The organism is Kitasatospora sp. NPDC051853 (assembly GCF_044452665.1).
Taxonomy (GTDB): Bacteria; Actinomycetota; Actinomycetes; order Streptomycetales; family Streptomycetaceae; genus Kitasatospora.
The window spans coordinates 1-18,792 of sequence record NZ_JBITBY010000002.1 but is presented as its reverse complement, the minus strand read 5'-3'; the positions used below and the strand labels follow the sequence as shown (position 1 = coordinate 18,792).

Sequence of the window (18,792 nt, the reverse complement as noted above, 5' to 3'; positions counted from 1 at the left end):
CTTCCCTGTGGCGCCGCCCGGTTCCATCCGCCCCCCATGCGTCAGGTGGCAGCACTCTACGTTTCCGGGCGGCGCCTGTCAGGACATCGGACCGGCCGGGTCAGGCCTTGCGGGCCACGCCCGCCCAGATGGCGGTCTCGGCGTCGGTGGGCTTGGGGGCCTCGTCCGGGCGCCAGGCGGGGGCGGTGACCAGGCCGGGCTCCAGCAGCTCCAGGCCCTCGAAGAAGCGCAGCACGTCGGCCCGGGGGCGCATGGTGAGCTGGGCGGTGGCGGTCTTGTAGACGGCCGGGCCCTTGGCGGCCTGCTCGGGGGTGGAGAAGTCGGCGGTGCCGTGCGAGACCGCCAGGAAGCTGCCGGCGGGCAGGGCGTCCACCAGGGTGCGGACGATCGCCCACGGGTCGTCGGCGTCGTCGATGAAGTGCAGCACCGCGAAGAGCAGCAGGGCGACCGGCTGGTCGAAGTCGATCACCTTGCGGACCTCGGGGTCCTCCAGGATCGCGGCCGGGTCGCGCAGGTCGGCCTGGACCACGGTGGCGTTGCCCGCGCCGGCGGCGGCCAGCAGGGCGCGGCTGTGCACCAGGACGATCGGGTCGTTGTCCAGGTAGGCGACCTTGGCGTCCGGGTACACCTGCTGGGCTATCTCGTGGGTGTTGCCCGAGGTGGGGATGCCGGTGCCGATGTCCAGGAACTGCTTGATGCCCTGCCCGGCGGCGAGCTCGCGCACCGCGCGCTGGAGGAAGGAGCGGTTGGCCTGGGCGCTGATCCGCACCAGCGGGCTGAGCCCGAGCACCTTCTCGGCGGCCTCCCGGTCGGCCGGGAAGTTGTCCTTGCCGCCCAGGTAGTAGTCGTACATCCGGGCCGGGTGCGGCACCTCGGGGCGCAGGTCGGTGGGCGGCCGCAGTTCGTCCTGGTCGCCCGACATCCAGTCCAGCGAGACGTCCTGATGGTCGGTCATGTCTGTTCTCCCCCGTGGCTGTTCGAGACGGCCGGGTGCCGTGGTGCCGGGCTGTGCCAGAGGCAGCATAGATGGCTCAGGGCCGTTCGGGGGACGGCTCCGGGCCTTGGGACGGGTCGCCGGTGAGCAGGTAGCGGGCTCCGGGGCCGGCGGCGGCGGCGCGGTCGCCCGCGTTGTAGAGGGCGCACCGGGAGAGCGAGAGGCAGCCGCAGCCGATGCAGCCGGTGAGCTTCTGCTTGAGCCGCTCCAACTCGGCGATCTGCTCGTCGATCCGGGACCGCCAGGACTCGGCGACCCGGCTCCACTCGCCGGTGCTCGGGGCGCGCTCGGCCGGGAGCCGGTCGAGCGCGGTGCGGGCCTCGTCCAGCGAGAGGCCGACCCGCTGGGCGGCCCGGACGAAGGCGACCCGGCGCAGGGTGGCCCGGACGTAGCGGCGCTGGCCGCCGGCGGTGCGCTCGGCGTGGATCAGGCCGAGCTTCTCGTAGTAGCGCAGCGCCGAGGTGGCCAGCCCGCTGCGGGCGGCGAGTTCGCCGATGGTGAGGAGGTCGTGCCGGGAGAGCGCCATGGGCGGAACCATAACGGGCCGCGCGGGCCACGGCCGGGAGGGGCTTGACTTGAAGTCGGCTTCAACTTGCAGGCTCTGTGCATGACCTCCGCAGCGACCGCGAAGCAGCAGTACGGACACCACGACCTGGCCGCCCTGATGGCCCTGATGACCGGCGCCGAGAAGCACGGCCCGGCCGCCACCTCCACCCTGGACGTGCTCTGGGTGCTCTACGACCGGGTGCTCCGGGTCTCCCCGGAGACCGTCGAGGACCCGGAGCGGGACCGCTTCCTGCTCTCCAAGGGCCACGGCCCGATGGCCTACTACGCGGTGCTCGCCGCCAAGGGCTTCCTGGACCCGGCGGTGCTGCCGAGCTTCGGCGCCTACGACTCGCCGCTCGGCCACCACCCGGACCGCCTGCTGGTGCCGGGCACCGAGATCGGCTCCGGCTCGCTCGGCCACGGCCTGCCGCTGGCGGTGGGCACCGCGCTCGGCCTGCGGGCCCAGGGGCTGACCGACCCGGCGGTCTGGGTGCTGGTCGGCGACGCCGAGTTCGACGAGGGCAGCAACCACGAGGCGATGGCCTTCGCCGGGGCGGCCGGGCTGGACCGGCTGCACACCGTGGTGATCGACAACTCCTCGGCCACGCACGGCTGGCGGGGCGGGATCGCCTCCCGCTTCGAGGCCGAGGGCTGGTCGGCGGTGACGGTGGACGGCCGGGACCACGAGGCGCTGCACCGGGCGTTCACCGCCCCGCACGAGGGGCGGCCGCACGCGGTGGTCGCCCGGGTCGAGCCCAAGAACTGACGAAGAGGAACAGGGGAGAGGGAACGATGGAGACCACCGAGACCATGCGCGACCGCTTCATCGGGATCACCGGTGAACTGCTGGACCAGGACCCGAGGCTGGCCGTGGTGCTGGCCGACATCAGCGCCGCCAGCCTGGAGGCGGAGGCCGCCCGGCACCCGGACCGGGTGATCAACGTCGGCATCCGGGAGCAGCTGCTGATCGGCGTGACGGGCGGGCTGGCCCTGGCCGGGCTGCGGCCGATCGCCCACACCTTCGCCAGCTTCCTGGTGGAACGGCCCTTCGAGCAGGTCAAGTTGGACCTCGGACACCAGGGCGTCGGCGCGGTGCTGGTCAGCGCGGCCGGCTCCTACGACTGGCCGGCCGGCGGCCGCACCCACATGGCGCCGGGGGACGTCGCCCTGCTGGACACCCTGCCGGGCTGGACGGTGCACGTGCCCGGGCACCCGGACGAGGCGGAGCGGCTGCTGCGGCACGCGGCGGCGGACGGTGACGAGAAGGTGTACGTCCGGCTGTCGGTACACCGGAACGCCGAAGCGCTGCCGGTCGCGCCGGGGAGGTTCCTGACGGTGCGGCAGGGCCGGCGCGGGGTGGTGCTGGCGGTCGGGCCGATGCTGGACGCGGTGCTCGCGGCCACCGAGGGGCTGGACGTGACGGTGCTCTACGCGGCCACGGTGCGGCCCTTCGACGGGGCGGCGCTGCGGACGGCGGTCGGGGACGGGCCGGCGAACGTGGTGCTGGTCGAGCCCTACCTGGCGGGCACCTCGGTGGCGGAGGCCAACGACGCGCTGGCGGAACTGCCGCACCGGGTCCTGGGGTTGGGCGTGCCGAAGGAGGAGCACCGGCACTACGGGACGATCCCGGAGCACCTGGCCGCGTACGGTCTGGACGCGGCGGGCCTGCGGGCGAGGATCACGCCGTTCCTGTGGTGATCAGTCGATCTCCAGGAGGGCCGTGGAGTCCGGGCCGAGCAGGAGGCCGTCCGGGGTCTGTTCGGCCGTGCCGAAGACCGCGAGGGGGGTGCCCGGGGGGACGGGGAGGAGCTGCTCCGCGTCGGCGAGGTTGACCGCGAGGCGGTGGGGGCCGCGGTGGACGACCAGCCAGTGGGCGAGCTCGTCGAAGTCGACCCGGACGGCCGAGAGGTCGGGGTCGGTGAGGGTGGGGTGGGTGCGCCGCAGCCGGATCAGGCGGCGGTACCAGTCGAGGAGTTCGGCGTGGTGACGGGCGCCCGGTTCGGTCCAGTCCAGGGTGGAGACCAGGACGGTGGCGGGGGACTGCGGGTCGTGGACGTCCTCGGCGGCCCAGCCGTGCGAGGTGAACTCGCGGCGGCGGCCCTGCCGGACGGCCTCCGCCAGCTCCGGATCGGGGTGGCTGGTGAAGTACTGCCAGGGGGTGGCGGCGCCCCACTCCTCGCCCATGAAGAGCATCGGGGTGAACGGCGAGGTGAGCACCAGCGCCGCCCCGGCCGCCAGCCGCCCGGGGGAGAGGGTGGCGGAGAGCCGGTCGCCGAGCGCCCGGTTGCCGATCTGGTCGTGGGTCTGGGTGTAGCCGAGCAGCCGGTGGCCGAACGCGGCGGGGAACGGGCGGCCGTGGCTGCGCTCCCGGAAGGAGGACCAACTCCCGTCGTGGAAGAAGCCCTTGGTGAGGGTCTTGGCCACGGCGGCGAGCGGTGCGGCGGCGAAGTCGCCGTAGTACGCCTGGGACTCGCCGGTGAGGGCGGCGTGCAGGGCGTGGTGGAAGTCGTCGCTCCACTGCGCGGTCAGGCCCAGGCCGCCGGCCTGCCGGGGGTTGGTGGTGCGCGGGTCGTTGAGGTCGGACTCGGCGACCAGGAACAGCGGCCGTCCGGTGGCGGCGCCCAACTTCTCCACCTCGACGGCGAGTTCCTCCAGGAACGGGTACGCCCGGTCGTCGGCCAGGGCGTGCACCGCGTCCAGCCGCAGCCCGTCGATCCGGTAGTCCCGCAGCCAGGACAGCGCGCTGCCGATCAGGTAGTCGCGGACCTCGTCGGAGCCGGGGGCGTCCAGGTTCACCGCCGCGCCCCAGGGGGTGTGGTGGCGGTCGGTGAAGTAGGGGCCGAAGGCCGGGAGGTAGTTGCCGGAGGGCCCGAGGTGGTTGTGCACCACGTCGAGGACCACCCCGATGCCCTTGCGGTGCGCCGCGTCCACGAAGCGCTTGAGCCCCTCCGGGCCGCCGTACGGCTCGTGCACCGCCCAGAGCGAGACCCCGTCGTAGCCCCAGCCGTGCCGCCCGGGGAAGGGGCAGACCGGGAGCAACTCCACGAAGTCCACGCCCAGTTCGACCAGGTGGTCGAGGCGCTCGGCGGCCGAGGCGAAGGTCCCGCCGGGGGTGAAGGTGCCCACGTGCAGCTCGTACACCACGGCCCCGGGCAGCGCCCGCCCCTGCCACGGGGTGTCGGACCAGTGGAAGGCGGCGTGGTCGACGGGGCGGCTCGGGCCGTCCGGGCCGTGCGGCTGGCGGGGCGAGCGCGGGTCGGGCAGCGGGCGGCCGCCGTCCAGCCGGAAGCCGTAGTCACCCTCGGGGGCCTCGGCCCGCCACCAGCCGGGGCGGCCCGGCCAGGGCGCCATGGGGTGGGCGGTGCCGTCCACCTCGACCTCCACCCGGGACGCCGCCGGCGCCCAGACCTGGTACTGCGTCACTGGGCACTCCCTCGTGCTGCGGTGGTCGTCAAGTCTGGACCAGCAGGGCGACGGGCAGGGCGGAGAACAGCTCCCCGGCCGGTACTCGCCCGCCTCCGAACCGACATTGCGTCAGCTCGTCCCGCCAGCTGCCCGGCGGCAGCTCCAGGGCGGTGGAGCGCCAGCCGCCGGCCCGCTCCAGCCCGTACGGCAGCCTGGTCACGGCGGTGACGGTGTGCTCGCCGCGGGCGAAGGCCAGCAGGTGGGCGGCGGCCGGGCCGGTGGCGGACAGCGGGCGGTACGGGCCCAACGGCCGTTCGCGGCGCAGGTGGAGGGCGGTGGTGGTGAGGTGGAGCTTCTCCCGGGCCGGGTCACCCGGGCGGGGCGCGGCCGAGTCGGTGAGCCGGACGGCCAGGGCGTCCAGGTCGACGGGGGCGCGGTTGTCCGGGTCGACCAGGGTGTGCAGCGGCTCCTCGCTGCCCTGGTAGAGGTCGGGCACCCCGGGGCCGGTGAGGTGGAGCAGGGCGGCGGCGAGGGAGTTGCTGCGGGCGTAGGGGGCGATCGAGTCGACGAAGCCCTCGATCCGGGGGCGGAGGGACGGGTCGGCCAGGGCGGCCCGGGCGTGGTCGAGCACGGCCCGCTCGTAGCGCTCGTCGGGGTCGGTCCAGGAGGTGGCGAGCTTGGCCTCGCGGACCGACTTGAGCAGGGTGGCGCCGAGCCGTTCGGGGGTGATCGGCCAGGCGGCGACCAGGGTCTGCCAGAGCAGCCAGGCGGTCGGGCGGTCGGGGCAGGGGCCGGCGGCCGTGGTCCAGGCGGCGCACTCGGCGGCCCAGCGCTCGGGCAGTTCGGCGAGCACGGCGAGCCGGGCCCGGGCGTCGGCGCTGCGCTTGGTGTCGTGGGTGGACAGCGCGGTCATCGAGTGCGGCCACCGGCCGTCCAGGTAGCCGCACCAGGCGTGGAACTCCTCGGGGCGCAGCCCCGGGTGGGCCGGGCTGCCGCCCACCTCGTTCAGGGAGAGCAGGGCGTTGAAGCGGTAGAAGGCGGTGTCCTCCACGCCCTTGGCGGCCGCGGCGGCGGCGGTCTGGCCGAGCCGGGCGCAGAACTCGTCCTTGGCCGGGCCGCGCCCGTGCTCGCCGAGGGCCAGGGCGCGCACCAGCCCGGCGGCGCCGCTGAGGCGGGCCGGCACCCCGGCCAGTGCGGCGCTCACGCCCGCGACGGCCTCGGGCGGCGCCGGCTCACCGGGCACCACGTAGGGCCGGTAGACCGGATAGGCCGTCAGCAGCTCGGCCAGCACGGCCCGGACCGCCCAGGCCGGATGGTCGGCCAGGCCGGTGTCGGCGGCGCAGATCCGGCCCACCAGACGGACCAGCCGGCTCAGCTCGGCGGACAACTCACCGTCGGGGGAGAGCAGTTCGGCCCGGCCCCGGCGGATCTCGGCGGGCATGCCGGCCACCTCGGACCGGTCGGCGGCGGGGACGTCGTGCGGTCGGCCGGGGCCGGGGCCGGGGCCGGGGCCGGGGGCGGTGCCGGTGCCGGGGCCGGGGGCGGTGCCGGTGCCGGGGGCGGGGGCGGGGGCGGCGGGCTCGGTGGTCCGGCCGGTGCCGGCCTCGGGCCGGTCCTCTCCGGCGCGGGCGGCAGGGGGCGCGGCGGTGGTGTCGTACCAGGGCGCCCCGGTGGGGTGGGCGGGCTCGAAGTCGGCGGGGGCGTGCCCGGGGGCGGGGGCGGTGGGCGCCGCACAGTCGACCCGGTAGGCGGTGGCCAGGCGCTCGGCGCCCAGGTGGTCGGTGAGCACGCCGTCGATCCGGCGCAGCGCGTCGTAGCCGGTGGTGCCGGCGCAGGGCCAGTCGGCGGGGAGCCGCTCCTCGCCGGTGAGGATCTTCTCCACCACGGTGTAGGCGCCGCCGGTGGCCTCGGCCAGGCGGCGCAGGTAGCCGCGCGGGTCGGCCAGCCCGTCGGGGTGGTCGATCCGGAAGCCGTCCAGGACGCCGTCGGCGTGCAGCCGCAGCAGGGTGGCGTGGGTGGCCTCGAAGACCTCGGGGACCTCGACCCGGACGGCGATCAGCTGGTTGACGGTGAAGAACCGGCGGTAGTTCAGCTCGCTGTCCGCCACCCGCCACCAGGCCGGCCGGTACCACTGGTGCCGGACCAGCTCGGCGAGCGGGAGGTGCTCGGTGCCGGGCCGGAGCGGCAGCGCGTGCTCGTGGTAGCGCAGCACCGCCCCGTCCACCGTCAGCTGGTCGAGCACCTCGCCGAGCCGCCCGCCGAGCAGCGGCAGCAGCACCCGCCCGCGCTCCGGCGCGTCGGCCGGGCCGGTCTGCGCGGCCCAGTCGATGTCGAACCAGGCCGCGTACGGGGAGTCGGGGCCGTCCCGGAGCACCTGCCAGAGCGGCTGGTTGAGCTGCTCGGGGACGGGCAGCGCCATGTGGTTGGGCACCACGTCCGCGATCAGCCGCAGGTCGTGCCGGTGCGCCTCCGCGGCCAGCGCGCGCAGCGCCGCCTCACCGCCGAGCTGCTCGCTGATCCGGGTGTGGTCGACGGTGTCGTAGCCGTGGGTGGAGCCGGGGGCGGCCTCCAGCAGCGGGGACAGGTGCAGGTGCGAGACGCCGAGGGCGGCCAGGTAGGGGACCGCCCGGCGGGCGTCGTGCAGGGTGAAGGCGGGCTGGAGCTGGAGGCGGTAGCTGGCGGTGGGCGGGCGCGGCTGCGCTGACGTCATGGGGTGATGGGTACCCGCCCGCCGGGCCCGTTATGGCGGTGTTGGTGCGAACGGCGTAGCCGTGTCAGGTCGTGACGCGCCGTCAGCCGGCCGCGGGGCGGGGCGCCACGCCGTGCAGCAGGGTGTCGACGATCCGGGTGGCGACGGCGTCCGGACCGGCGTCGCCGGGGAGCGGGCCCCCGTGCAGGGCCTCGCCGATCAGGGCGTAGAGGACCCGGCGGGCCCACTCCGGATCGGTCCCGGCGGCGATCACGCCGTCGTCGCGCATCCGGGTGAGCAGGGCGGTGCAGCGCCGGGCGATCTCCTCGTGCCGCCGGGCGGCCTGCTCGCTCAGGGTGGCGCCCGGGCCGAGCGCGAAGCCCCAGGCGCCCTTGACCCGCAGCACGTTGGCGGTGGCGCGGTGCAGGGCGACCAGCGGCGGCGCGGTCTCGGGGTGGCTGTCCTCGATGGCCTGCGCCAGCTTCTCGGCCGCGTCGGTGGCCAGTGCCTCCAGCAGGGCCTGCCGGTTGGCGAAGCGGCGGTGGACGGTGATCCGGGTGACCCCGGCGGCCTCCGCGATCTGCTCCATCGAGGCGGCCGGATGCTCCGTCAGCACCCGCTCCGCCGCTGCCAGGATCGCGCGGACGCTGCGCTCGGCGTCGGCGCGCAGCGGGCGTCCCGCCGTCGTGCTCATCCCTACCTCCGGACCGGTCGTCGTCGTCCCGGGAGACGTTACCGCGTAAGTACTGATACTTAGCTGTTGCATTTCCTTGGCTATCAGATACTCTCTTGTATCAGATGACGGAGCGTCAGCTCCCCGACATGAAGGAGTCCCCATGCGCGGCACGGCCCTGATCACCGGCGCCTCCTCCGGCATCGGCGCGGAGTTCGCCGAGCAGCTCGCGGCCCGGGGCCACGACCTGGTCCTGCTCGCCCGCTCCGCCGACCGGCTGGCGGAGCTGGCCCGCCGCCTCGGCGAGACCCACGGGGTGACCGCCCACGTGCTGGTCCAGGACCTCGCCGAGCCGGACGCCGCCCGCCGGGTCGGGGCCGAACTGGCCGCCCGGGGGCTGGAGGTGGACCTGCTGGTCAACAACGCCGGCTTCGGCACCTGCGGCCGCTTCGAGGAGAACGACCCCGGCCGCGACCACGAGCAGTTGATGGTCAACGTGGTGGCCCTGGTCGGCCTCACCCACGAGCTGCTGCCCGGCATGCTGGCGCGCGGCCGCGGCTCGGTGGTGAACGTGGCCTCCACCGCCGCCTTCCAGCCGACCCCGTACTTCGCCGTCTACGGCGCGTCCAAGACCTTCGTGCTGGACTTCGGCCTGGCCCTGCACCAGGAGTACCGGCGGCGCGGCATCAAGGTGCTGACGCTCTGCCCGGGCCCGGTGGAGACCGGCTTCTTCGAGGTGATCGGCACCCGCAAGGCCGCCGTCACGGGGTCCTTCGCCCAGCCGGCCACGGTGGTGCGGGCGGCGCTGCGCGCGCTGGACCGCGGCCGGTCCTACGTCACCCCCGGGCTGTCCAACTTCGTCGGTGCCCATCTGACCCCGCGCCGGCCGCGCACCCTGGTGGCGGCGATGGCCGAGCGGATGTCGCGCGGGGCCCGGGACGCCGAGAAGACCGCGCCGCCCGCCCCGCGGGTGGCGGAGCGGGCGGCGTAGGAGGGGCTCAGGCGGGCCGCTGGAGGACCATCAGCGAACGGTCCGTCAGCCAGAGCGTGTCCCCCGCCTTGACCCGGGTACCGGTGCCGGGGGCCGGCAGGGTGGCCAGGGTGGTGTCCACCACGACCTGCCACTCCTCGCCGTGGTCGGCCGGGACGGTGAACTCCAGCGGCTCGGAGTGGGCGTTGAAGAGCAGCAGGAAGGAGTCGTCGACGATCTTGCCGCCGCGCCGGTCCGGCTCCGAGATGGCGTGCCCGTTCAGGAAGACCGAGAGCGACTTGGCGTAGCAGGTCGACCAGTCCTCCTGGGTCATCTCGTCCCCGGCGGGGGTGAACCAGGCGATGTCCGTGAGGTCGTCGTGGGTGCCGGAGACCGGGCGGCCGTGGAAGAACCGGCGGCGGCGGAAGACCGGGTGGTCGCGCCGGAGCCAGATCATCCCCTGGGTGAACTCCAGCAGCGAGGCCTCCGGGCCGGGGCCCTTCGGCCAGTGCACCCAGGAGAGCTCGTTGTCCTGGCAGTAGGCGTTGTTGTTGCCCAGCTGGGTGCGGCCGAACTCGTCGCCGTGGGAGAGCATCGGCACGCCCTGGGACAGGAACAGGGTGGCGATGAAGTTCCGCTGCTGACGGGCCCGCAGCGTCTCCACCTCGGCGTCCTCGCTGGGGCCCTCGGCGCCGCAGTTCCACGAGCGGTTGAAGGACTCGCCGTCGCGGTTGTCCTCGCCGTTGGCCTGGTTGTGCTTCTCGTTGTAGGAGACCAGGTCCCGCAGGGTGAAGCCGTCGTGGCAGGTGACGAAGTTGATCGAGGCGATCGGGCGGCGGCCGTCGTTCTGGTACAGGTCGGAGGAGCCGGTGAGCCGGGAGCCGAACTCGGCCAGCGTCGCGTTCTCCCCGCGCCAGAGGTCGCGGACGGTGTCCCGGTACATCCCGTTCCACTCCGTCCACAGCGGCGGGAAGTTGCCGACCTGGTAGCCGCCCTCGCCCAGGTCCCAGGGCTCGGCGATCAGCTTGGCCTGGGAGACCACCGGGTCCTGCTGGCAGAGGTCGAAGAACGAGGAGAGCCGGTCCACCTCGTGGAACTGCCGGGCCAGGGTGGCCGCCAGGTCGAAGCGGAAGCCGTCCACGTGCATCTCGGTGACCCAGTACCGCAGCGAGTCCATGATCAGCTGGAGCACGTGCGGGCTGCGCATCAGCAGGCTGTTCCCGGTGCCGGTGGTGTCCTCGTAGAAGCGCTGGTCCTTGGCCAGGCGGTAGTACGAGGCGTTGTCCAGGCCGCGGAAGGAGAGCGTCGGGCCGAGGTGGTTCCCCTCCGCGGTGTGGTTGTAGACCACGTCGAGGATCACCTCGATGCCGGCCGCGTGCAGCGCCTTCACCATCGACTTGAACTCCTGCACCTGCTGGCCGCGGTCGCCGCCGGAGGAGTAGGAGGAGTGCGGGGCGAAGAAGCCGATGGTGTTGTAGCCCCAGTAGTTGGAGAGCCCCAGGTCGCGCAGCCGGTGGTCGCGGACGAACTGGTGCACCGGCATCAGCTCGATCGCCGTCACCCCGAGCTTGGCCAGGTGCTCGATCACCGCCGGATGGCCGATGCCCGCGTACGTGCCGCGGATCTCGTCCGGGATGCCGGGGTGCAGCCGGGTGAGGCCCTTGACGTGCGCCTCGTAGAGCACCGTGCGGTGGTAGTCGGTGCGCGGCGGCCGGTCGTTCCCCCAGTCGAAGTAGGGGTTGATCACCACGGAGTGCATGGTGTGCGGGGCGGAGTCCAGGTCGTTCCGCCGCTCGGGGGCGCCGAAGTGGTAGCCGTAGACCGACTCGTCCCAGTCGATGTGGCCGCTCATCGCCTTGGCGTACGGGTCCAGCAGCAGCTTGGAGCTGTTGTGCCGCTGGCCGAGCCCGGGGTTGTGCGGGCCGTGCACCCGGAAGCCGTACCGCTGGCCGGGCTGGACCCCGGGCAGGTAGGCGTGCCGGACGAAGGCGTCCGTCTCGCGCAGCTCCACCGACTGCTCGGAGCCGTCCTCGCCGAGCAGACAGAGCTCGATCCGGTCGGCGCTCTCGGAGAACACCGCGAAGTTGGTGCCGGCCCCGTCGTAGGTGGCGCCGAGCGGGTACGGCTGCCCAGGCCAGATCTGCATCCTGCCTCAACTTCCCTGGCACATAGCGGAATTGACGCCTCAATCGAGATGCCCGGCACCCTGCCGGGACATGCCCGTACGGCTCGTACCGTGACGCACGGCACAGCTCGATGTTCCCCGGCCGCCGCTCCCCGGACGAGCGAATGGCCGTCGGTTCGCCCGAACGAGTGTCCGTCCCCGGGGCATTCCCGCGCACTTGACGGAGTGCGGGGCACTCGCCGGAGCGAGGGCCGTGCGGTCGTGCCGGTCGAAGGGGCTGCGCCCCCGTCGGTGCGGGCAGTACCCTTGATCGTCCGTCAGATCGCGGTCGGACCGACCGCGGCAGGCCCCGTCGCCGCAGGAACCGGGAGCGGGCCGAGAGGTGTGAGGTAGCACATGGTGGTCCCCGCCGACGGCCCCGGCGGCTCCGGCCGGAGCGAGGCGCCGACGGTGGTGATGCGCGGCGGTCCGCCGAGGCGCCCCACCGTCCCGGCCCAGGGCGGGCCGGCGGAGAGCGTCCCGCTGGCCTGGACGGCGGGCCAGTGGGGGCTGGCCGACCAGCGCGTCCGGCTGGCCGGCCGGGCGTACGTCTGGCTCAACCTGGTCGAGCAGCGCCTGCGCTCCCTGGTGGACGAGGTGCTCCGCCCGGTCTACGCGCCCGCCCACGGCGAGGACTGGGTGACGGCCGCGGCCGGCCCGGCCGGCGAGGAGTGGGTGCACCGGGCCGGCGCGGTCCGCGAGGTCAGCCGCCGCAAGGGCTACCTGCTCGACCCCGCCGACGACGACCCGCTGGTCTTCCTCACCCTCCCGCAGCTGCGCGAGCTGATGGTGCAGCACTGGCCGTGCTTCGAACCGCACCTGATCGACCGCCGGGAGGTCGAGCTCGCCCTCGACGAGCTGGAGGTCGCCCGGCACGTGGTCTCCCGCAACCGCAGCCTCTCCACCACCGTGCTGGCCCAGACCGAACGGGCCGCCGCCCGGCTGCTCGGCCTGCTGGACGGCGGGGGCGGCGGCGGGGTGCCCGGCGACGTGGTCGAGGAACTGGTCGGCGGCCGCTTCGCCGACGTGGTCTCGGTGCACGCCGACCGGGTCCGGCTCCAGCGCGACCTCCCGGTGGAGGACCTGCTGGACGGCGCCCGGCGGCTGGACGCCCTGGGCATCGGCCTCGGCATGCTCTGCCAGAACTACACCGGCAAGCGCCTGGTCCGCCTCGCCTCCGACGGCTGCCGGGTCCGGCTGCTCTTCCTCAACCCGGCCGGCAGCGCCGTCCGCCGCCGCGAGCGCGAACTCGGCCTCGGGCGCGGCGAACTGGCCCGCTCGATCGAGATGAACATCATGCACGTCCGCCGGGTCCGGGCCCACCTGCGCGACCAGGCCTCCTTCGAGATCCGGGTCTTCGACGAGACACCGCGCTTCACCGCCTACCTGGTCGACGGCCCGCGCACCCCCGGGCGGCGGCGCACCGGCGACATCGGCGTGGTGCAGCCGTACCTGCGGCGCACCCGGGGCATCGAGTCGCCCGCGCTCGTGCTGCGCGGCGGCGCCGCCGAACCGGGGCTGCTGGAGGTCTACCGCGAGGAGTTCGAGGACAGCTGGGGAGACTCCAGGGCGGTCTCGTGAAAACCACCCCGCGGGTGGCCGCGACGGGCCACCGCGGGACCCGGAGGCACCGGCTGTCACTGGGGCACGCGATGATGGGGTGCACAGTGACCGCGACCGCACCGACGGAAGGACATCTCGGATGAGCTGGTGGAAGGAGCCCCTGGTCGGCTTCGATCTGGAGACCACGGGCACCGACCCGGCCACCTCCCGGATCGTCACCGCCGCACTGGTCGACACCTCCGGCAGCCGCCCGGAGCGCGTGCTCAACTGGCTGCTCGACCCGGGCGTCCCCGTCCCGGCCGACGCCACCGCGATCCACGGCATCACCGACGAGCAGGCCCGGCGGGACGGCCGCCCGGCCGCGCTCGCGGTCGAGGAGATAGCCCACGCCCTCTGCGAGCGGCTGGCCGCCGGCCGGCCGGTGGTGGCCTTCAACGCCCCGTTCGACCTCTCCCTGCTCGACGCCGAGCTGGCCCGGTACGGCCGCCCCTCGCTGGCCGCCCGGCTGGGCGGCGAGGTCATCCCGGTGATCGACGCCCTGGTCGTCGACCGGGCCGTCGACCGCTACCGGCGCGGCTCGCGCACCCTGCAGAACGTCTGCGAGGTCTACGGCGTCGAGCTCACCGACGCCCACGAGGCCGGCAGCGACGCCCTCGCCGCGGTCCGCGTCGCCGTCGCCCTCGGCGAGCGCTACCCCTCCGAGGTCGGCACCCTGACGCCGGCCCAGCTGCACACCCGTCAGATCGCCTGGCACCGCACCTGGGCCGCGGACCTCCAGGCCTGGCTGCGGCGGGAGAAGGACCCGAACGCGGAGATAGACCCGGCCTGGCCGCTCCGCTAAGGGCTGGCAGCCGGCGGCACGGTCCGGTGGCTGGCGGAAGTGGTCACACCGGGGGCGCGAGGAACTGCGCGCTGTGGAAAGGCAGCACATGCAACTGGCTGACGGTGGTTCAGTTGCCGGTGGGCCGCCTTCCGCCTCGCGCAGTTCCTCGCGCCCCCGGGGTGACCACGTACGTCCTTGCGCCCCCGGGGGGCATTCACGTGGCGGGGAAGGCGGGTTGGTAGCCGTTGTTCGCCAGCCAGGGGAGGAGGCGGGCGAGGGCGGCCACCGTCTGGGTGCGGTCGCCTCCGCCGTCGTGGAGGAGGACGACGCCGCCGGGGCGGAGGTCGTGCTGGATGCGGGCGAGGATGGCGTCGGCGCCGGGGCGGCTCCAGTCGCGGGGGTCGACGGACCAGCCGAGGGGCCGCAGGCCGTGGTGGGCGGCGACCGACCGGTTCTCGTCGGTGAAGGCACCGCCGGGCGCGCGGAACCAGGGGACCCGGGTTCCGGACCCGCCCGCCTTGAGGATCATCGCCTTGGCGTCGACGATCTCGTCCACCATCCGTGGCCGGGGCAGCCGGTCGAACGGCAGGGGGTGGTTCACGCTGTGGTCGCAGAGCCGGTGCCCCTCGGCGCGGATGCGCCGGATCAGCTCCGGGTGGGCGGCGGCATTCTTCCCCGTGACGCAGAAGGTGGCCCGGACGCCGTACCGGGAGAGCAGGTCCAGGACCTGGCCGGTGGCCGGCCCGGGCCCGTCGTCGAAGGTCAGCGCGACGCCGTGACCGGTCCCGGTGGAGGACACCACCTCGGTCGAAGTCCCTTGCGGGGGAGGAGGATTGGGCGTGCTCGGCTTCGGGGGCGGCGGCTTGGACGGTGACGGCGGGGGCGGGGGTGTGGCCGGCTTCGAGGGGGACGGCGGGCGGGGGCTCGACGGCTTCGGGGTGGGTGTGGGCGTGGCCGTGCGGCTGGGTGTCGGTGACGGGGCGTCGGGGGAGACCGGGGCCGGGGCCGTCACCGTGCCGGTCGGCCGGTCCGGGGCCACGGGGGCCACCGGGGCGACGGAGCAGCCGGCCAGTACGGCGACGAGCAGGGCGAGGGGGAACCGGTGGCGGGGTGTCCACATGGCGGGTGGCTCCTGGGGTCGCGGACCGGCGGGGAGGCACCAGGAAGGACGAGGCGAACACCTGCCCGGGTTCCGTGGGGCGGGCCGCACCGGCGCGAACCGGCCAAGGTCGGAAGGCCCGGCCCGGAAGGGCGAGTTGAGAAGGCCTGGCCCGGAAGGCCGGGGTCAGAAGGAATGCCAGCGCACCTCGGCGGCCCCCTCCCGGAGCGAGGCCACCCGGCGGGTGAACTCGGCGAGCGCCGCCGGGTTCCCGGCTGCCTGCTGCGCCACCCAGGAGGCGCTGGCGGTCTCCCGGGCGCCGCGCAGCACGGCGAAGCCGGGCCAGTCCCGGACGTCCAGTCCGTAGGCCTCGGTGAAGGCGAGGTACTCCTCGGCGGGTACGCCGTAGCGGTCGTGACTGAGGGCCAGCACCACCAGGTCGTGCTCGCGCAGGTCGGCGGAGACCGTCTCCAGGTCGAGCAGGACGGGCCCGTCCGCGCCGACGTGGACGTTGCGGGGGAGGGCGTCGCCGTGGATCACGCCCGGGGGCAGCGCGGGCACCAGCTCGGCGAGGGCGGCCTGCTGGTCGGCCCGGCGGGCGCGCAGGAAGGCGACGTCCTCGGGGTCGACCGCCGTGGCGGCGGTGGCCAGCCAGCGGTCGACCGGTGCGAGCAGGTCGCGGGCGGGGAGGTCGAACGGCGCGGCGGGCAGTGCGTGCAGGGCCCGCAGCAGCGGGGCCAGGTCGGCCGGACGGGCCGGGCGGACGGCCGGTGCCAGCCGGTGCCAGAAGGTGACGGGGTGTCCGTCGACCTCGTACGCGGTGGGTGCCCAGGGGCGGACCACCGGGAGGCCCCGGGAGTCCAGCCAGTCCGCGACCTCCAGTTCGCGCCGGGCCCGCCCCACGACCTCCGGGCCCCGGCCCACCTTGGCGACCACGGCGGGGGAGCCCAGGTCGAAGACGGCGTTCTCCGCGAGCGCGAGCAGTTCGGCGCCCGAGGGTTCGGGCAGGCCGGCGGCGGCACAGGCGCGGGTGAGCAGGGCGGCGGCACGGTGGGCGTCGAAGACGGTCATCCGAGCATCATCGCCCAGCCCTCCCGCCGCCGCCGGGCACCACCGGCCCCTGACTCCGGATCTGACGGTCCGTCGGGTGGCTGGGGGCCGATCTCAGGGTGGAGCTCCACCCTGAGGGGGAGGCGTATCCGACCGGAGCAGGAGGTGACGGGTGCTGGTCAGGGGTCAGGATGGAGGCCGGGGGCCGTGCCGCGGTCTCCACGGGGGGTGCATCGACCAGGACCCGCCCGTCCGGTCGGGCGGGGGTTCTCGTAGGATGCTCACACTCACTTACCTGCCGACCGGCTAACAACGTCAGCCGGTCCTGCCGTCGCCCGTGTCCCGTCCCCCAAGGGCTGCGGTGAACCATGCCCAGGAGGCTCAGCGAGCATGTTCCACCGGATCGGACAATTCGTCGTCAAGCGCGCGTGGTGGGTGATCGTCGCCTGGGTGGTAGCCGCGGTGGGCATCATCGGCACCGCGCCGCAGCTGACCGCGCAGACCGACCAGAGCAGTTTCCTGCCGCGCCACTACGAGTCCATCCGGGCCTCGGTGGTGCAGCAGGAGGCGTTCCCGGCGAGCTTCACCCCGTCCGCCTTCGTGCTGTTCGAGCGCCAGGACGGCGCTCCGCTCGCCGGGCCGGACAAGGAGGCCATGGCCAGGGTGGTCAAGGGTCTCGAGGACAAGAAGGTCAAGTTCGTCGAGCACGTGCTGCCGGTGAGCGACCAGTCCACGTCCAAGGACGGCAAGTACGCCCTGTCGGCGGTCGGCATGGAGAAGGACAAGGCCTACACGCCCGAGGCCGCCGACTCCGCGAAGGATCTGCGCGAGACCGCCAAGAAGCTGGCCGAGGGCAGCGCGCTCAAGGTGCAGCTGGGCGGCCAGGTCGCGCAGAACCTGGACCAGAAGGACTCCTCGGAGCTGGCCAACGCGCTGATCGGCCTCGGCACGATCGTGATCATCCTGCTCACGCTCGGCATCATCTTCCGCAGCCCGATCATCGCCTTCCTGCCGGTGGTCTCGGTCTTCGTCTACTCGATGGTGGCCAACGGCCTGATCGGCTACGCGGTGAAGGCCTTCGGCCTCAAGGCGGACAGCTCGGTCTCGGCGATCCTGATCATCGTGCTGTTCGGCGTCGGCACCGACTACTTCCTCTTCCTGATGTTCCGTTACCGCGAGCGCCTGCGGGCCGGTGACGACCGGAAGGAGGCCGTGGTCAACGCGGTCGGCCGGGTCGGCGAGGCGATCACCTCCGCCGCCGGTGCCGTGATCGTGGCCTTCAGCGTGCTGCTGCTCTCCAGCCTCGGCATGTTCAAGGCCATGGGTCCCTCGCTGGCCATCGCGGTCGGCGTGACCGCGGTCGCCTCCGTCACCCTGGTCCCGGCGATCCTCTCGCTGATCCCGGAGAAGGTCCTGTTCTGGCCGTCCAAGGCCTGGCAGCGCGAGCCGGAGAGCGCCAAGTTCGCCGCGCTCGGCCGCCTGGTGCAGCGCCGTCCGGTGGTCGTCGCGGTCGCCTCCGGCGCCCTGCTGCTGGCCTTCTCGGCCGCCGCCCTCGGCTACAAGGGCACCTTCGACCTGGCGGCCGGCTCGATGCCGAAGACCAAGGAGTCGATGGTCGTCCAGGACACCATGATGAAGGCCTTCTCAGCCGGTGCCGCCGACCCGAGCCACGTCTTCGTCAAGGGCAAGGACGGCGCCAAGCTCGACGAGGCCGCCTTCCCGGCGTACGTCGCCGAGCTGGGCAAGGTCCCCGGTGTGGCGCTGGTCGTCCCGAAGCCGGAGCTCAGCAAGGACGGCACGGTCGCCGACTTCACCGTCATGCTGAAGGACGGACCGGCCACCAACGAGGCCATCGACACGGTGACCGACCTGCGTGAGGTCGCTCACGCCAAGACCCCGGCGGGCACCGACGCGGTGGTCGGCGGCGTGACCTCGATCTACAAGGACATCAACTCCGCGATGGCCCGCGACTACTCGCTGGTCTTCCCGGTCGCGGCGGTCCTGATCATGCTGATCCTCGGCCTGCTGCTGCGCAGCGTGGTCGCCCCCTGGTACCTGATGGCGGCCGTCGGCCTCGGCTTCACCGCCACCATCGGCGCCACCAGCCTGATGTTCCAGCACCTCCAGGGCGAGGCGGGCGTGATGTTCATGCTCCCGATGCTCATCTACCTGTTCGTGGTGGCCATCGGCACCGACTACAACATCCTGATGATCGCCCGTCTGCGCGAGGAGGCGGCCGAGGGCCACGACCCGCGCACCGCCGCCTCGTTGGCGGTCCGGCACGGCGGCCCGACCATCGCGGCGGCCGGCTTCATCCTGGCGGCCACCTTCGGCACCATGCTGCTGGCGGGGAACATCTTCTTCAGCGAGATCGGCTTCTCGGTGGCCTTCGGCATCATCGTCTCGGCCTTCGTGATGTCGCTGTTCTTCACCCCGGCGCTGACCGCGCTGCTCGGCAAGTGGGCCTGGTGGCCGGGCCACGCCCAGCTGCCCGGGCACGGCACCGAGCCCGGGACCGTGCGGACCCCGGAGCCGGCCGGGCGTCACTGACGCACCGACGGGGGGGGGGGGGGGGGGGGGGGGGGCGGCCCCGCCCCCCCCCCCCCCCCCCCCCCCCCCCCCGCGCGCCGGGGGGGCGCCGCCCCCCCCCCCCCCCCCCCCCCCGCCCCCCCCCCCCACCCCCCCCCCCCCCCCCCCCCCCCCCCCCCCCCCCCCCCCCCCCCCCCCCCCCCCCCCCCCCCCCCCCGCGCCCCTGGGTCGCTGCCCTGCCGTCCCGCCTCAGTCCTGCCTCGGCCCTGCTTCAGCCCTTGCGGGGG

The 18,792-nt window shown here is 74.2% G+C and carries 14 protein-coding genes; 6 read left to right on the top strand and 8 right to left on the bottom strand.

Annotated features, from left to right (window positions below; genetic code table 11):
* Nucleotides 1-100 precede the first annotated feature (100 nt).
* Nucleotides 101-955, bottom strand: coding sequence for an SAM-dependent methyltransferase (locus tag ACIA8O_RS04960; RefSeq protein WP_396292140.1), 855 nt, complete (start codon nt 953-955; stop codon nt 101-103).
* A gap of 76 nt (nt 956-1,031) precedes the next feature.
* Nucleotides 1,032-1,520 (bottom strand): redox-sensitive transcriptional activator SoxR, encoded by a 489-nt coding sequence (soxR, locus tag ACIA8O_RS04955; RefSeq protein WP_396292139.1) that lies wholly within the window; start codon nt 1,518-1,520, stop codon nt 1,032-1,034.
* A gap of 81 nt (nt 1,521-1,601) precedes the next feature.
* Between soxR and ACIA8O_RS04950 the strand changes: the two genes are divergently transcribed.
* Nucleotides 1,602-2,306, top strand: coding sequence for a transketolase (locus ACIA8O_RS04950; protein ID WP_396292138.1), 705 nt, complete (start codon nt 1,602-1,604; stop codon nt 2,304-2,306).
* Nucleotides 2,307-2,332: 26 nt separating this feature from the next.
* Entirely contained in the window at nt 2,333-3,238 is a 906-nt protein-coding gene (locus tag ACIA8O_RS04945; protein ID WP_396292137.1) for a transketolase family protein, read from the top strand.
* On the opposite strand, the gene treZ is transcribed toward ACIA8O_RS04945, so the two are convergent.
* The 3 genes from treZ to ACIA8O_RS04930 form a co-directional block, all read right to left on the bottom strand.
* A complete protein-coding gene (gene treZ, locus ACIA8O_RS04940) occupies nt 3,239-4,963 on the bottom strand; it encodes a malto-oligosyltrehalose trehalohydrolase (protein WP_396292136.1) in 1,725 nt (574 codons plus the stop codon). It lies immediately after the preceding gene.
* 28 nt (nt 4,964-4,991) lie between these two features.
* Nucleotides 4,992-7,655 carry an alpha-amylase family glycosyl hydrolase gene (locus ACIA8O_RS04935; protein ID WP_396292135.1) on the bottom strand — a complete coding sequence of 888 codons (2,664 nt, stop codon included), beginning with the start codon at nt 7,653-7,655 and terminating at the stop codon, nt 4,992-4,994.
* Nucleotides 7,656-7,737: 82 nt separating this feature from the next.
* Nucleotides 7,738-8,328 carry a TetR/AcrR family transcriptional regulator gene (locus ACIA8O_RS04930; RefSeq protein WP_396292134.1) on the bottom strand — a complete coding sequence of 197 codons (591 nt, stop codon included), beginning with the start codon at nt 8,326-8,328 and terminating at the stop codon, nt 7,738-7,740.
* Nucleotides 8,329-8,470: 142 nt separating this feature from the next.
* Here ACIA8O_RS04930 and ACIA8O_RS04925 point away from each other — a divergent pair, with 142 nt between their 5' ends.
* Nucleotides 8,471-9,298, top strand: coding sequence for an SDR family NAD(P)-dependent oxidoreductase (locus ACIA8O_RS04925; RefSeq protein ID WP_396292133.1), 828 nt, complete (start codon nt 8,471-8,473; stop codon nt 9,296-9,298).
* A 7-nt stretch (nt 9,299-9,305) separates the two neighbouring features.
* Here the strand turns inward: ACIA8O_RS04925 and glgX are convergent, their stop codons facing one another.
* Nucleotides 9,306-11,423: a glycogen debranching protein GlgX gene (gene glgX / locus ACIA8O_RS04920; protein ID WP_396292132.1), complete on the bottom strand. Its 2,118-nt coding sequence runs from the start codon at nt 11,421-11,423 to the stop codon at nt 9,306-9,308.
* A 375-nt stretch (nt 11,424-11,798) separates the two neighbouring features.
* On the opposite strand from glgX, the gene ACIA8O_RS04915 reads away from it, so the two are divergent.
* Nucleotides 11,799-13,022 carry an SAV2148 family HEPN domain-containing protein gene (locus ACIA8O_RS04915; protein ID WP_396292131.1) on the top strand — a complete coding sequence of 408 codons (1,224 nt, stop codon included), beginning with the start codon at nt 11,799-11,801 and terminating at the stop codon, nt 13,020-13,022.
* Between the two features lie 121 nt (nt 13,023-13,143).
* A complete protein-coding gene (locus ACIA8O_RS04910) occupies nt 13,144-13,845 on the top strand; it encodes an exonuclease domain-containing protein (protein WP_396292130.1) in 702 nt (233 codons plus the stop codon).
* A gap of 196 nt (nt 13,846-14,041) precedes the next feature.
* Here the strand turns inward: ACIA8O_RS04910 and ACIA8O_RS04905 are convergent, their stop codons facing one another.
* Together ACIA8O_RS04905 and ACIA8O_RS04900 are read right to left on the bottom strand one after the other, a co-directional pair.
* On the bottom strand, nt 14,042-14,626 hold the full coding sequence (locus ACIA8O_RS04905; RefSeq protein WP_396292129.1) for a polysaccharide deacetylase family protein: 585 nt from the start codon (nt 14,624-14,626) through the stop codon (nt 14,042-14,044).
* A gap of 486 nt (nt 14,627-15,112) precedes the next feature.
* Nucleotides 15,113-15,997: a phosphotransferase enzyme family protein gene (locus ACIA8O_RS04900; protein ID WP_396292128.1), complete on the bottom strand. Its 885-nt coding sequence runs from the start codon at nt 15,995-15,997 to the stop codon at nt 15,113-15,115.
* Between the two features lie 369 nt (nt 15,998-16,366).
* Between ACIA8O_RS04900 and ACIA8O_RS04895 the strand changes: the two genes are divergently transcribed.
* Nucleotides 16,367-18,526: an MMPL family transporter gene (locus ACIA8O_RS04895; RefSeq protein ID WP_396292127.1), complete on the top strand. Its 2,160-nt coding sequence runs from the start codon at nt 16,367-16,369 to the stop codon at nt 18,524-18,526.
* Nucleotides 18,527-18,792 lie beyond the last annotated feature (266 nt).

Excerpts from the sequence above, each read along its gene's own strand:
- ACIA8O_RS04960 (WP_396292140.1), bottom strand. The coding sequence starts at position 955 with ATGACCGACCATCAGGACGTCTCGCTGGACTGGATGTCGGGCGACCAG.
- soxR (WP_396292139.1), bottom strand. The coding sequence starts at position 1,520 with ATGGCGCTCTCCCGGCACGACCTCCTCACCATCGGCGAACTCGCCGCC.
- ACIA8O_RS04950 (WP_396292138.1), top strand. The coding sequence starts at position 1,602 with ATGACCTCCGCAGCGACCGCGAAGCAGCAGTACGGACACCACGACCTG.
- ACIA8O_RS04945 (WP_396292137.1), top strand. The coding sequence starts at position 2,333 with ATGGAGACCACCGAGACCATGCGCGACCGCTTCATCGGGATCACCGGT.
- ACIA8O_RS04935 (WP_396292135.1), bottom strand. The coding sequence starts at position 7,655 with ATGACGTCAGCGCAGCCGCGCCCGCCCACCGCCAGCTACCGCCTCCAG.
- ACIA8O_RS04930 (WP_396292134.1), bottom strand. The coding sequence starts at position 8,328 with ATGAGCACGACGGCGGGACGCCCGCTGCGCGCCGACGCCGAGCGCAGC.
- ACIA8O_RS04925 (WP_396292133.1), top strand. The coding sequence starts at position 8,471 with ATGCGCGGCACGGCCCTGATCACCGGCGCCTCCTCCGGCATCGGCGCG.
- glgX (WP_396292132.1), bottom strand. The coding sequence starts at position 11,423 with ATGCAGATCTGGCCTGGGCAGCCGTACCCGCTCGGCGCCACCTACGAC.
- ACIA8O_RS04915 (WP_396292131.1), top strand. The coding sequence starts at position 11,799 with ATGGTGGTCCCCGCCGACGGCCCCGGCGGCTCCGGCCGGAGCGAGGCG.
- ACIA8O_RS04910 (WP_396292130.1), top strand. The coding sequence starts at position 13,144 with ATGAGCTGGTGGAAGGAGCCCCTGGTCGGCTTCGATCTGGAGACCACG.
- ACIA8O_RS04900 (WP_396292128.1), bottom strand. The coding sequence starts at position 15,997 with ATGACCGTCTTCGACGCCCACCGTGCCGCCGCCCTGCTCACCCGCGCC.
- ACIA8O_RS04895 (WP_396292127.1), top strand. The coding sequence starts at position 16,367 with ATGTTCCACCGGATCGGACAATTCGTCGTCAAGCGCGCGTGGTGGGTG.